The 13,389-nt window shown below is 50.5% G+C and carries 11 protein-coding genes and 6 tRNA genes; 12 read left to right on the top strand and 5 right to left on the bottom strand.

Features of this window, described 5'->3' with window-relative positions:
* The first annotated feature begins 100 nt into the window (after nt 1-100).
* The 5 genes from C5610_RS08925 to C5610_RS08905 all read left to right on the top strand — a co-directional run bounded on the left by C5610_RS08925 (nt 101) and on the right by C5610_RS08905 (nt 6,146).
* Nucleotides 101-1,459, top strand: a complete 1,359-nt coding sequence (locus C5610_RS08925; protein WP_105306860.1) for an MATE family efflux transporter — start codon at nt 101-103, stop codon at nt 1,457-1,459.
* Nucleotides 1,452-3,485, top strand: a complete 2,034-nt coding sequence (gene uvrB, locus C5610_RS08920; protein ID WP_105306859.1) for an excinuclease ABC subunit UvrB — start codon at nt 1,452-1,454, stop codon at nt 3,483-3,485. The genes C5610_RS08925 and uvrB overlap by 8 nt, the downstream gene beginning before the upstream one ends.
* A gap of 100 nt (nt 3,486-3,585) precedes the next feature.
* Nucleotides 3,586-3,780, top strand: coding sequence for a DUF2061 domain-containing protein (locus C5610_RS08915; protein ID WP_105306858.1), 195 nt, complete (start codon nt 3,586-3,588; stop codon nt 3,778-3,780).
* A complete protein-coding gene (locus C5610_RS08910) occupies nt 3,725-4,225 on the top strand; it encodes a DUF2919 family protein (RefSeq protein ID WP_105306857.1) in 501 nt (166 codons plus the stop codon). The genes C5610_RS08915 and C5610_RS08910 overlap by 56 nt, the downstream gene beginning before the upstream one ends.
* A gap of 82 nt (nt 4,226-4,307) precedes the next feature.
* Nucleotides 4,308-6,146: a methyl-accepting chemotaxis protein gene (locus C5610_RS08905; RefSeq protein ID WP_105306856.1), complete on the top strand. Its 1,839-nt coding sequence runs from the start codon at nt 4,308-4,310 to the stop codon at nt 6,144-6,146.
* 40 nt (nt 6,147-6,186) lie between these two features.
* Here the strand turns inward: C5610_RS08905 and fghA are convergent, their stop codons facing one another.
* A complete protein-coding gene (gene fghA, locus C5610_RS08900) occupies nt 6,187-7,017 on the bottom strand; it encodes an S-formylglutathione hydrolase (protein WP_105307769.1) in 831 nt (276 codons plus the stop codon).
* Nucleotides 7,018-7,028: 11 nt separating this feature from the next.
* Nucleotides 7,029-8,147 (bottom strand): S-(hydroxymethyl)glutathione dehydrogenase/class III alcohol dehydrogenase, encoded by a 1,119-nt coding sequence (locus C5610_RS08895; protein WP_105306855.1) that lies wholly within the window; start codon nt 8,145-8,147, stop codon nt 7,029-7,031.
* 141 nt (nt 8,148-8,288) lie between these two features.
* Here C5610_RS08895 and C5610_RS08890 point away from each other — a divergent pair, with 141 nt between their 5' ends.
* Nucleotides 8,289-9,161: a LysR family transcriptional regulator gene (locus C5610_RS08890; protein WP_105307768.1), complete on the top strand. Its 873-nt coding sequence runs from the start codon at nt 8,289-8,291 to the stop codon at nt 9,159-9,161.
* An 8-nt stretch (nt 9,162-9,169) separates the two neighbouring features.
* On the opposite strand, the gene C5610_RS08885 is transcribed toward C5610_RS08890, so the two are convergent.
* Together C5610_RS08885 and C5610_RS08880 are read right to left on the bottom strand one after the other, a co-directional pair.
* A tRNA-Val gene (locus C5610_RS08885) sits at nt 9,170-9,245 on the bottom strand.
* 36 nt (nt 9,246-9,281) lie between these two features.
* Nucleotides 9,282-9,357, bottom strand: a tRNA-Val gene (locus C5610_RS08880).
* A 215-nt stretch (nt 9,358-9,572) separates the two neighbouring features.
* Between C5610_RS08880 and gltX the strand changes: the two genes are divergently transcribed.
* From gltX to C5610_RS08850, 6 genes are all read left to right on the top strand, one after another.
* Nucleotides 9,573-10,982, top strand: coding sequence for a glutamate--tRNA ligase (gene gltX, locus C5610_RS08875; RefSeq protein ID WP_105306854.1), 1,410 nt, complete (start codon nt 9,573-9,575; stop codon nt 10,980-10,982).
* A 24-nt stretch (nt 10,983-11,006) separates the two neighbouring features.
* Nucleotides 11,007-11,660: a carbonate dehydratase gene (gene can / locus C5610_RS08870; RefSeq protein ID WP_105306853.1), complete on the top strand. Its 654-nt coding sequence runs from the start codon at nt 11,007-11,009 to the stop codon at nt 11,658-11,660.
* Between the two features lie 137 nt (nt 11,661-11,797).
* Nucleotides 11,798-11,873: transfer RNA gene (locus tag C5610_RS08865), tRNA-Ala, on the top strand.
* Between the two features lie 32 nt (nt 11,874-11,905).
* Nucleotides 11,906-11,981: transfer RNA gene (locus C5610_RS08860), tRNA-Glu, on the top strand.
* 32 nt (nt 11,982-12,013) lie between these two features.
* A tRNA-Glu gene (locus C5610_RS08855) sits at nt 12,014-12,089 on the top strand.
* Nucleotides 12,090-12,117: 28 nt separating this feature from the next.
* Nucleotides 12,118-12,193 (top strand) — tRNA-Glu (locus tag C5610_RS08850).
* Nucleotides 12,194-12,779: 586 nt separating this feature from the next.
* Here C5610_RS08850 and C5610_RS08845 read toward each other — a convergent pair.
* Nucleotides 12,780-13,337: an arylesterase gene (locus tag C5610_RS08845; protein WP_241970644.1), complete on the bottom strand. Its 558-nt coding sequence runs from the start codon at nt 13,335-13,337 to the stop codon at nt 12,780-12,782.
* Between the last annotated feature and the right edge of the window lie 52 nt (nt 13,338-13,389).

The following is a 13,389-nucleotide window of genomic DNA, read 5'->3' as shown; positions in this document are numbered from 1 at the left end:
GCTCTCTATAATACGTACGCGGTCAACGAAAGTCTATCGGCATAGCCAAGAGACGGGCAGATAAGGTAGACTATAACGCTCATTTTTAGAGGAGGTATACATGTCATCAGCCGACGCTTCACGTAGCTTAATTCATGCGCCGGTTGGAAAAACCCTATGGGAAATGACATGGCCCGTCATTTTTGGCGTGGCAACATTAATCAGCTTTAATGTTGTCGATACCTTCTTCATCAGTTTACTCGGCACCGACCCACTGGCAGCGGTCAGTTTCACCTTTCCCGTCACCTTCACGGTGGTCAGTTTAACCATTGGTTTGGGCATTGGTACCTCAGCGGTTATCGCCCGTAAATATGGCAGTGACCGACCCGCGGAGGCTCACTTTGATGCCTTCGGGGCGTTGTCCGTGTCGGCATTATTGGTGCTGATACTGGCATTCATTGGCTACCTGTTAATGGAACCGATATTCAGTTTGTTACAGGCTCATGAGCGATTGATGCCGTTGATCCGTGACTACATGTCGTTGTGGTATGCCGGCTGCGTGATGCTGGTGACACCGATGGTAGGCAACGCGGTATTGCGAGCCTCAGGAGATACCCGTACGCCCTCGATCATTATGGCATCGGGAGGACTGGCCAACGCCATTTTTGACCCCATCTTGATTTTCGGCTGGGGGCCTATCCCGGCCATGGGTGTACAGGGGGCGGCGCTTGCCAGTGTGATTTCGTGGGCGAGTGGACTACTGCTGATTTTCTGGTTACTGAAACGTAAACAGCTGGTCGCGTTTCGTCCCGCTAATGGCCTCAGCTTTGCTGCCGCCTGGCTAAAATCAGCCCGCGAAATTTTAAAAATCGGCATGCCGGCAGCGGGTGCGAATATGCTGACGCCGCTGGCAATGTCAGTGATGACGGCAATCATTGCCGCCTATGGTGCTCCGGCGGTCGCCGCATTCGGTGTGGGGACCCGGTTAGAGTCATTGGCCAGCATCATCATTTTGGCACTTTCGATGTCGCTGCCACCACTGATCAGTCAAAACTTTGGTGCCGATAAAATTACCCGGGTTCGTTACGCCTACAACACCGCGCTAAAAGCAGTGCTGTTAATTCAGGCGGGCATTTACCTGTTGCTGGTGTTAACGGCACCCTGGATCGCCGCGGCGTTTGCTGAGGAGCAGGAAGTTGCGGAAATCGTCGAGCTGTTTATTTACATCATGCCTCTGGGGTATGGTCTGCAGGGCTGGATTATTCTAACCAACTCCAGCTTCAATGCCATTCACAAACCGATGCGGGCATTATGGCTGAGTATCATCCGCTTGTTTGTGTTTTTCGTACCACTATCGTACTTGGGCAGTCTGTTGGCCGACTTAACAGGGTTGTTCATGGGCGGCGTGCTCGCCAACCTGATCACGGCCAGCATTGCGTACTTTTGGTTCTCGCGTGAATTGAGGAGGTTTGGTGAGTAAATCATTCGAACTGGTTTCTAAATACCAACCGGCGGGTGATCAGCCCGCGGCGATCGAAAAAATTCTCGATAATCTGGACGCCGGCCTGGCTCATCAAACCTTGCTTGGGGTTACCGGTTCCGGGAAAACCTTTACCATGGCCAATGTGATCGCAAAGTCACAGCGACCCACCTTAATTCTGGCGCATAATAAAACCCTGGCGGCGCAGTTGTACGGCGAGATGAAAGAGTACTTTCCGAATAATTCGGTGGAGTACTTTGTGTCTTACTACGATTACTATCAGCCAGAAGCCTATGTACCGACCACCGATACGTTCATCGAAAAAGATGCATCGATAAATGACCATATCGAGCAAATGCGATTATCCGCCACCAAAGCCCTTATGGAGCGACGAGACGTGGTGCTGGTGGCGTCGGTTTCCGCCATTTATGGTTTGGGTGACCCTGAGTCTTATATGAAAATGATGCTGCACCTGCGACGCGGTGACATCATTGATCAACGAGATATTCTGCGGCGTCTGGCGCAACTGCAATACAAACGAAACGATGCTGCGTTCGAGCGCGCTACTTATCGGGTGCGTGGGGAAGTGATTGATATTTTCCCGGCAGAATCAGAAGCCATGGCAGTGCGGGTTGAACTGTTTGACAACGAAATCGACCGTATCAGTTATTTTGAACCATTAACCGGCAAAGTCACCGATGCCGATGTTGCGCGAACCACGATTTATCCTAAGACGCACTATGTAACACCGCGCGAAGTATTGGTGGATGCCATTGAGCACATAAAGGAAGAGCTGAAGGGACGGCGCGAGTTTTTGATCAAACAAAATAAATTGATTGAGGAACAGCGAATTGCTCAGCGCACACAGTTTGATATCGAGATGATGCTCGAACTCGGCTACTGTTCGGGAATTGAGAACTACTCTCGCTATCTGTCACGGCGTGCGCCCGGTGAGCCGCCGCCGACGCTGATGGATTACCTACCCGATGATGCCTTGTTGATCATCGACGAGTCGCACGTCACCGTTTCCCAGGTGGGGGCCATGTATAAGGGCGACCGTTCGCGCAAGGAGAATTTGGTAGAATACGGTTTCCGGCTACCTTCGGCGCTGGACAACCGGCCGCTAAAGTTTGATGAATTTGAAGCCATTGCACCGCAAACGCTGTATGTCTCGGCAACACCGGGTAAATACGAGCTTGAACGCAGTAGCGGTGAGGTGGTTGAGCAGGTGGTGCGTCCGACCGGACTGGTCGATCCGATTATCGAAGTACGCCCGGTAGCGACTCAGGTCGATGATTTAATGTCCGAAGTACGGATTCGGGTCGAGAAAGGCGAGCGGGTGCTGGCCACCACGCTGACCAAGAAAATGGCGGAAGATTTGAGTGATTACCTCGATGAGCACGGCATTAAGGTACGCTACCTGCATTCCGACATCGATACCGTGGAACGGATGGAAATCATTCGTGACTTGCGGTTAGGGGAGTTTGATGTGCTGGTTGGTATTAACTTGCTACGGGAAGGTCTGGATATGCCGGAGGTATCACTGGTGGCAATCCTTGATGCCGATAAGGAAGGCTTCCTGCGTTCTGATCGTTCGTTAATTCAGACCATTGGCCGGGCGGCCCGTAACGTGAACGGCCGTGCCATTTTGTACGCAGACCGGATTACCGGCTCGATGCAACGGGCCATCGAAGAAACCGATCGGCGCCGTACTAAGCAAATCGAATTTAACCAACAACACGGCATTACACCAAAAGGACTGAATAAATCCATTACTGACGTCATGGATCTCGGTCAGGGGCCGGCGCGCCAGAAGAAATCGAAATCCTCGAGCGCCATTGCGGAAGTGGCGGCGGGCTATGATCCACGGGTGACGGTGGTTAAAGACACCAAGGCATTGATGAAAGAGCTCGAGGCGAAAGAGAAGGCGATGTACGAAGCGGCCCAAAACCTTGAGTTTGAGAAGGCTGCGCAGCTACGCGACGAGGTCGCCAAAATGCGTGAACAACTTAAACGTGCTGTGTAAGCGTGGTAAAGCGAATAGGTTAATCGATATTTACAATTAGATATCGCCGTAATAATCGATAATATTATCTCTTAGACAGGAAGCATTAAGGGATAAGGTTATGAAAAAGACATGTTCGTTCGCAGTAATGCACTTTACCATTGCCTTTGGCGTGGTTTGGATAATGACGGGTGATGTTGTGCTTGGAGGCGCAGTAGCGCTGATTGAACCCTTAGTAAATACGGTAGGTTATTACTTCCATGAAAAGATCTGGCAACGCGACAGCGTTCGTGGAGAAGGTGCGCTATCTGGATAAAGAAGGGCGGGCAAGTATACCGCTGGTGTTGATGCTGGTGATTTTGTACCAAATGCGCGGTTACGTTGCCGGTATCATTTCACTTACCTTCTCGGAAGACCGTACGCGGTTGTTAAACTTGTTTTACAGCAATGCCGAGCAGTTTGGCCTGATGCTACTGGTCGGTTTGCCGTCGCTACTGGTGTTGCTGGCCAGTGCTTTTGCCGCGGAAGACGACCGTAACTGGGGCAACCGGGTTATGGCAATCGCACAGCCTTTGCTGTTATTTTCGCTGTTCCTGGATGCCTTTTTGATCGCTTGGCTGTTCATTGAGCATCAAGGCCATTTCTCGTTTGGGCGCGCGGGTATCATCATGGGTTGGTTTATTTCGCTCTGGTATTTGCTCAAATCGAGACACTGGCGTTTCTACCGTAACCATTTGGCAACGCGTGAAAAAATGGTGTGATCATTTAACAAAATTGATCATTGTTTGAACACCCAAAACTGTCTATTATTCCGCCAGTTTTGTAAAGAGAGTCCCCCCTACGATGTCGATTAGAAGTAAACTGCTATTGGTCGGCGGCGCTACCAGCCTCGCCTTTATTGCTCTGTTGTTATTAATGATGTTATTTCAGTCCCGGGTTGGTGAATTGCATCAGGCTAATGCGTTACGGCAGGAAGTGAATACCAACCTGCTTGAGTTACGCAGTGCGGAAAAAAACTTTTTGATGCGCAAAGATCGCTCAGAACAAGAGCGCTTGAATAACGTCGCAGCGAAGGTTGAACAGCAGCTTGAGCAGTTGCAACTGCTGCTGGGTTCAGCCAGTGGGGCTACCCTTATTAATAGTCTGAAGCGTGATATTGACGGGTATCAGCGAGCCTTTAATCAGCTGATAACAGCCTTTGAACAGCGCGGTCTGGATGAAAACCAAGGTGCTTATGGCGCGTTACGCAAGGCAACTCATGAGTTGGAACGGGAAGTCGCCGCAAACGGTCAGGACAACGCGTTGATTACGCTGTTGCAAATCCGCCGTAGTGAGAAAGATTTTATGTTGCGGTTTGATAACAAGTACCCGCTCAAGGTGGAAGCGTTACTGCAACAGTTAAGCCAGCAGTTGGGTTCTGACAGAAGCTTGCAGAAACGCGTTAACGATTATCGTAAGGAATTTAATCGTTATGTGGATTTGAGTAAAACCATCGGACTAACCGAGAACGAGGGTGCGAAAGCTAAGTTGCGTCAGGCCGCTGCAAATATTGAGCACGATCTGATTGAACTGGATAAAGAAGTCGATGACCGTCTGGCTAAGCGTCGGGCACAGATGAATTGGGTACCCGCAACCTTGTTTATTGTTGTTGGCTGTATAGTGATGGGCTTGTTGATCTGGGTTATTCGTTCGATTAACAAGCCGCTTCAGCAACTGAGAACTGACATGAGGAAGGTAAGAAGTAAACACGACCTTACCTTGCGTTCAAGTAAATACCGGGACGATGAATTCGGTGAGCTGGTAGATAGCTTTAACGAGTTGTTGGGGTATTTTCAGGGAGTGATACAGCACATTAATCGTTCAGTGGATCGAGTGAATGAATTGACCGCGAGCGTAAATGATACCGTGGCACACACCTCTTCCAGTCTGGAAAACCAGTCGCTGGAAGTCGACCAGGTGGCGACGGCTATGAACGAAATGGGCACCACCGCGCATGGTATAGCAAATGATGCGGAAGAAACGGCCAATCAGGTCAATGAACTTTCGACTCGCGCGCAAAGTGGCCGGACATCCGTGCAAATTGGTGTTGAAAAAGTCCGCACCTTATCAGAGCGGTTGAGAGGCAGTGTTAATGAAGCCAACATTTTGGCGGAGCGAAGTGGCGCAATCGGACAAATTGTTACTGTTATCAATGCCATCGCAGAGCAAACCAATCTGCTGGCGCTGAATGCTGCGATTGAAGCGGCTCGTGCCGGTGAACAAGGACGCGGTTTTGCGGTGGTCGCCGATGAAGTAAGAACGCTGGCATCGAAAACGCAGCAGTCGATTGCCGAGATTGAATCCATCACCAAACAGCTGGATCAACAGACGGATATCATTGTTTCGACCTTAAACGACTGCAACGAGCTTGGCGAAGAAAGCGCACAGCACTCTGATGAATCCGATCAATTGTTCAAGTTAATCCATCAGGAACTGATGAACATTAATGATCGATCGGCCTCGATTGCTACGGCGGTCGAAGAACAATCGGCCGTGGTCGATGAAACCGCAGAAAACGTCACCCGTGTGCGAGATGCGGGTATAGAGGCTGCTAATGATGCCAAGCTAAATGCCGAAGCCATGCAGCAAGTCACGGCACAAACGCAGAAGTTACACGAGGCGGTGATGAAATTCCGGATTTGAGTGATGGCGGCAAAGCGCCATCACTCCGATAAACACACCACTAAAGATACTGCGCATGGAAGCGCAACTGCGCTTCAATAAAGCTCGAGATAAAATAGTAGCTGTGGTCATAGCCTTCGTGTAAATGAATTTCAGCGTCGCCATTGACCTCAGCGATAGCCGCCTGTAGCGCCTGTGGTTTTAGCTGTTCATCAAGAAAACCGTCCGCCAGCCCTTGGTCGACGCGGATAGGTAAGGGTTGGCCATGGGCTTTAATCAGTTCCACGGCATCGTATTGCGCCCATTGTTGGCGATCGTCACCCAAATAGTTGCTGAAGGCTTTTTCACCCCAGGGACAATCCGTCGGGTGGGTGATCGGAGAAAAGGCCGAAATACTGCGATACCGCTGTGGGTTTCGTAATCCAATCACCAATGCACCGTGGCCACCCATAGAGTGTCCGGCAATGGCACGGCGGTCAGTTATCGGCAGCTCCCGCTCGACCAGTTCAGGTAGCTCACTGACGATATAGTCATACATTTGATAATGTTCTGACCAGGGCGTTTGTGTTGCGTTCACATAAAAGCCGGCACCTTTGCCAAAGTCGTAGGCAGCTTCCGGATCATCCGGGACGTCATCCCCGCGGGGGCTGGTGTCCGGCATTATCAACGCGATGCCGAGCTCATTGGCGACGCGCTGAGCGCCGGCTTTGGTGGCAAAGTTTTCATCGGTGCAGGTTAGTCCCGACAGAAAATAAACGGCTGGTACGGGCTGCTGTGTTGCCGCTTCAGGCAGATAAACACTGAACTGCATAACGCAGTTCAGTGTTTTAGCATCGTGCTCAAAGCGGATCTGGCGACCGCCGAAGCAGCGCACATCACTCACTTTTTTCATGCTCGACTCCATTAGTAATGAATCACCGAACGAATGGATTTCCCTTCATGCATCAACTCAAACGCTTTGTTGATGTCTTCCAGCGGCATGGTATGGGTGATAAAAGTATCCAAGTCAAATTTACCGTCCATATACTGCTGTACATAATCAGGTAACTCGCTGCGGCCTTTCACGCCACCAAAGGCACTCCCACGCCAAACGCGTCCGGTAACCAGTTGGAAGGGGCGAGTGCTGATTTCTTCGCCGGCACCGGCCACACCAATAATGACCGATTCCCCCCAGCCTTTATGACAGCACTCCAGTGCCGCCCGCATCACGTCGACGTTGCCGATACATTCAAAGGAGAAGTCGACACCGCCATCGGTCATCTCGACAATCACTTCCTGGATCGGCTTATCGTATTGGCTTGGATTGACAAAGTCAGTCGCTCCGAGCTGTTTGGCAATCTCGAACTTATCTTCGTTAACATCAACGGCAATAATGCGAGAGGCACCAGCTTGTACGGCACCAATGATGACCGCCAGACCAATGCCGCCGAGACCAAATACCGCAACAGTATCGCCTTGTTGTACTTTAGCGGTGTTTTTGACGGCGCCCAGGCCGGTTGTTACCCCACAGCCGAGCAAGCAAACTTTTTCCAGCGGTGCTTGCTTAGGAATTTTCGCCAACGAAATTTCCGGTAACACGGTATACTCAGAAAACGTTGAGGTACCCATGTAGTGATAAATGGTTTCGCCGTCCTTAGAAAAACGTGACGTCCCATCAGGCATCAGGCCTTTACCCTGAGTCGCACGGACAGCCTGGCAAAGGTTGGTCTTACCGGACGTACAGAACTTACACTCACCGCACTCGGCGGTATAAAGAGGAATAACATGGTCACCTACCTGTAACGAGGTTACTCCTTCACCTACGGCTTCAACAATACCGCCACCTTCATGACCCAGCACCGCCGGAAAAATACCTTCTGGATCCTTCCCTGACAGAGTATAGGCATCGGTATGGCAAACGCCGGTGGCGACAATTCGAACCCGCACTTCACCTTTTTCGGGAGGCGCAACGTCAATAATTTCTTCTTTTAGCGGTTCGCCCGGTCCCCAGGCGACCATTGCTCTTGATTTGATGGTTTCCATAACTTACTCCCGTGTCAATGAGGCTTGTTAGCCTTGTGTCGTTTATACGCATAACAATAGCGAAAGTTTAACTTTTTCTGATTTAAAGGTAATCTTGGTTTTATACAAATAACTTTTGCATTAATGAAAAAGGATTGGCGCGTGAAAGAATGGCAAGGGATCAGTGAATTTGTGGCCACGGCCGAAACTAACAGCTTTTCCGCGGCGTCGCAGCGTCTGGGTCTGTCGGTGGCGCAAGTCAGTCGCAACATTGCCGCCCTCGAAAGTCGGCTCAAAATGCAGTTGTTGTATCGTTCCACCCGCAGTGTCAGTTTAACCGAAGAGGGCAAGTTGTACCTGCCGCACTGTCAGCACTTGGTTGCGGCTCTGCGCGAAGCAAACCAGTTAATTCAGCAACGCAATGAGCAACCGCAGGGGCTGATAAGAGTCACCGCACCGGTTTACTTTGGTGAACAAATTATTGCACCGTTGCTCAACGATTTTATGCAGCAATACGATGACTTGCGGCTGGATTTGAATTTAACCAATGACACGGTCGATTTGGTGGAAGGCAGTTATGACCTGGCGATTCGGCTGGGCCATTTAGGCAACCCCAGGTTACGCGCCCGGCGACTGGGTAGCCGGCGTCATTTTGTGGTCGGTGCTGACAGCTATTTTCAGCGCTTTGGGATGCCGTTACAACTGGAAGACTTGTCACAACACCGTTGTTTTACCGGTACGGTAAAACAGTGGCGTTTTATGGTTAATGGCAAAGCACAAGCGCTGACCCCGCTCAGTCATATTCATTGTAATAACGGTATTGCCTTGCGAGACGCGGCGCTCAAAGGATTAGGTCTGGCCATGTTACCCGATTACTATGTCCAGGATGCATTGGCAACTGGTCAGTTACAGGAAGTGCTGGCCGATTATCGACAGCCCGACGACGGCATTTGGGCGCTGTACCCGGAAAGCCGGCAACAGATACCTAAAGTTAGGGTGCTGATTGACTATCTCGTTGATAACTTGCAAAGGTAAAAAAGAAATGGTGGTTGCTACTGGGCTCGAACCAGTGACCCTCGCCTTGTAAGGGCGATGCTCTCCCAACTGAGCTAAGCAACCACTCTAAAGGGTTACAACGAATGGGGATGAAGTGAGTGGTGGTTGCTACTGGGCTCGAACCAGTGACCCTCGCCTTGTAAGGGCGATGCTCTCCCAACTGAGCTAAGCAACCATCTTCACTGTGACACTTCTGCGTCGTTGCGAGGTGGCATTATAGGGAGCTGAACAAAACTGTCAAACAAAATTTTGAAAGTTTTGTTTAAGTGCTGATAATTTAATCGTTTTTGCGATTGTCTGCTGTTCGGCAGATGCTTTAGCCGCCAGTTCTTGCTAAACTTCGCGGCAATTATTGTCTTTTCTGAACGAATCAATTCAAAGGAAGTTAGCATGAGTGTGGTAACGCGTTTCGCGCCCAGCCCGACTGGGTATTTACACGTTGGTGGTGCTCGTACCGCCTTGTATTCTTGGTTAGTCGCCAAGGCACAAGGAGGTGAATTTGTATTACGCATTGAAGACACCGACCGTGAGCGTTCAACGCAGCCGGCTATTGATGCCATTTTAGAAGGAATGCAGTGGCTGGGTCTGAATTGGGACAAAGGTCCTTACTATCAGACTCAACGTTTCGATCGTTATAAAGAATTGATCGATCAGTTGCTTGCCGAAGATAAAGCCTATAAATGTTATTGCTCCACAGAACGTCTGGAAAAAATGCGCGAAGAGCAAATGGCCGCCGGACAAAAACCGCGTTACGACGGCCATTGCCGTGATAATCCGAATGTCAGTGGTGACAAATACGTGGTGCGTTTTCGTAATCCGCAACAAGGCAGCGTAGTATTTGATGATCACATTCGCGGTCGCATCGAGTTTTCTAACCAAGAGCTGGATGACTTGATTATTGCCCGTTCTGACGGTACGCCAACCTACAACTTCTGCGTTGTTGTGGACGACTGGGATATGGGCATTACCCATGTTGTTCGCGGCGAAGATCACATTAACAATACACCGCGTCAGATTAATATCCTGAAAGCGCTCGGTGCACCGGTACCCGAATATGCACACGTGTCGATGATCTTAGGCGACGACGGCAAGAAATTGTCCAAACGCCACGGTGCCGTCAGCGTCATGCAGTATCGTGATGATGGCTATCTGCCGGAGGCGGTGATCAATTATCTGGCGCGCTTGGGTTGGTCACATGGCGACCAGGAAATTTTCAGTGTTGAAGAACTGATCCAATATTTTAAGTTGGACGACGTTAATAAAGCGGCGTCAGCGTTCAACACCGAAAAACTAAACTGGCTGAATCAGCATTACATGAAAACCCTGCCAGCAGAGCAGATTGCGCCGCAGTTGCAATGGCAGTTTGATCAACTCGGCATTGATACTCGCAATGGTCCAGCGCTGGAAAAAGTGATTGGCCTGCAGGCTGACCGTGTTAAGACGTTAAAAGAGATGGCGGATATCAGCCGTTATTTCTACCAGGCCGTGACCGAGTTTGAAGAAAAGGCCGCGAAAAAACATCTACGCCCGGTTGCTAAAGAGCCGTTGCAAAAAGCCAGAGAACTGCTGGCCGCTGTCAGCGACTGGAATGCCGCCAATATCCAGGCCGCGATTAACCAGACCGCAGAAGTGCTTGAAGTGGGTATGGGCAAAGTGGGTATGCCATTACGGGTAGCCGCAACCGGAGGAGGTAACTCTCCGTCGTTAGATGTGACCCTGGAACTTATACCCCAACAGAGTGTATTGCAGCGTATCGACCTTGCTTTACAATTTATCTCTGAACGTGAAGCAAACAGCTAAGCTGTAGCGGCTAACCGAGGTCACATGCCAACCATAAAACATTTAATTGACAACAACCGTGAATGGGCTCGACAGCAAGTCGAGCGCGATCCCGAGTTTTTCCAGCGACTGGTGGGTCAACAGTCGCCGGAATACCTTTGGATTGGATGTTCTGACAGCCGCGTGCCGGCGAATCAAATCGTTGGTATGGATCCCGGTGAGTTGTTTGTGCACCGTAATGTCGCGAATCAGGTGATACAAACCGACTTTAATTGCTTGTCGGTTATTCAGTTTGCGATCGAAGCGTTAAAAGTGAAGCACGTACTGGTCGTCGGTCATTACGGCTGCGGCGGGGTAAAAGCAGCAATCGAATCCAAACCACACGGTTTAGTCGATCACTGGCTTTATCCTATCCGTGATATTTACCGTGAACATGCGGTGGAGCTCGAAGCGCTGGATGAACAGGCTCAGATTGATCGTCTGTGCGAATTGAACGTGATTGAACAGGTCAAAAACCTGGCCAAAACAAATATGGTGCAGGAAGCCTGGGACCGCGGTCAGGAACTGAATATCCACGGCTGGGTATATCGCCTTGATAATGGACTAGTGAATGACATGAACGTTTCTGTTGCAAGCCGCGAAGGTTTGGAACAGGTCTATCATGTTTACCATAAAAACCTGCCAAAGGGCGTTCGTTAAGCAATTTGAACGTTAATTGTGCAGATTGCGATATTTTTCATCAAACAGATGGTTTTTTTCAAAAAACAGTTGACACATTAACGCCCCTCGCAATAGAATGCGCCCCGCTGTCAGGGCAGTTTTGCTGCCAAGGTAGAGGGGCTATAGCTCAGCTGGGAGAGCGCTTGCATGGCATGCAAGAGGTCAGCGGTTCGATCCCGCTTAGCTCCACCAAACCTACTGCGACAGTATTGTGAATGAACTGCGTCCCCTTCGTCTAGAGGCCTAGGACACCGCCCTTTCACGGCGGTAACAGGGGTTCGAATCCCCTAGGGGACGCCACTTCATCCACAGCAGATGCAATACGAGATTGCGTCCCCTTCGTCTAGAGGCCTAGGACACCGCCCTTTCACGGCGGTAACAGGGGTTCGAATCCCCTAGGGGACGCCACTTCGTAACGCATCAAACCACAGTCCGGGTCCCCTTCGTCTAGAGGCCTAGGACACCGCCCTTTCACGGCGGTAACAGGGGTTCGAATCCCCTAGGGGACGCCATACTGCACAAACCGCCATCCGGCGGTTTTTTTGTGCCCAAAATCCGTAGCTCGCGCCTTGGCGCGAGGGGGCCTGGCAGGGGATTAAATGGCTGCTCTCACAAAGTTGAGCTGAAGCAATGGTATGGGCTAATTGCTTTTGGCAGGCACCGAGGGGGCTTTAGCCAGAAACCGCTCCAAGCACATCCGTGTGGCTTGTTTCCGGCCATCCATGGCCTCCAACATTTCTGGCTAAAGCCCCCTCGATACCTACCACGCAATTAGCCCATACCATTGCATCGCTGCAATTTTTTTACCAACGCCATTTAATCCTCTGCCAAGCCTTTGTAATACGGAAACGCTCTGATAGCTTAACGAATAAAATCCATAATAGCGGTCCTTTGGTATGGGCGAGCGTCAGGATTTGCGTCCTCGTTTTCAAAGGGTGTTGGAGGCCATGGATGGCCGGAAACAAGCGTACATGGATGTACTTGCAGCGTCCCTTTGAAAACGAGGACGTAAAGCCTGATAAAGCTCGTCCGTTCCAAAGGGCCGCTATGCTGCTGTGTTTGTTAAGCTATACCCAACCCTCGCGCCGAAGGCGCGAGCTACTTCGCGCGTTGCAGTAGCTCGAGTAGGTGGGGCTCGAGGAAGTCGGCTATTTTGGGTTGTGCTTCGGCGGTGGGGTGGATGCCATCGTTTTGTACGTAGTCGCTACTTTCTTCGATTAAGGGCTGCATGAAGAATGGGATCAGTGGTACGTTTTTTTCTTTTGCGATGTCCTCATACAAACCCGTGAACTGTTGTGCAAATCGTTGGCCATAGTTAGGTGGTACCATCACTTGGCTTAAGGCCACTTTAACGCCTTCTGCACGAGCTTGGTCGATAATTTGTTCCAGATTGGCGCGTACTGTGCTGAGGTTAAAGCCACGAAGTCCGTCATTGCCTCCGAGTTCGATAAATAATGCATCGGGCTTATGACGTTCGAGAATGCCTTCTAGCCGACGCAGGCCGCCGGTGGTGGTTTCGCCGCTGATGCTGGCGTTGATAATGGCATAGTCGGGGTGGCTTTGTTGCCAGCGACGTTGTAATTCAGCGACCCAGGTTTGTTGGCTGGAGAGGCCATAGCCGGCACTCAGGCTATCTCCTAATACAACCAGTGACACATTTGCTGAAACCGTACGTATAGACAGTAACAGAACGACTACAAGACTTAAT

Origin of the sequence: Idiomarina sp. OT37-5b (genome assembly GCF_002968395.1) — a bacterium.
Taxonomy (GTDB): domain Bacteria; phylum Pseudomonadota; class Gammaproteobacteria; order Enterobacterales; family Alteromonadaceae; genus Idiomarina; species Idiomarina aquatica.
Note: the sequence above shows the minus strand (reverse complement) of the source record. Positions and strands in the feature narration are given on the sequence as shown.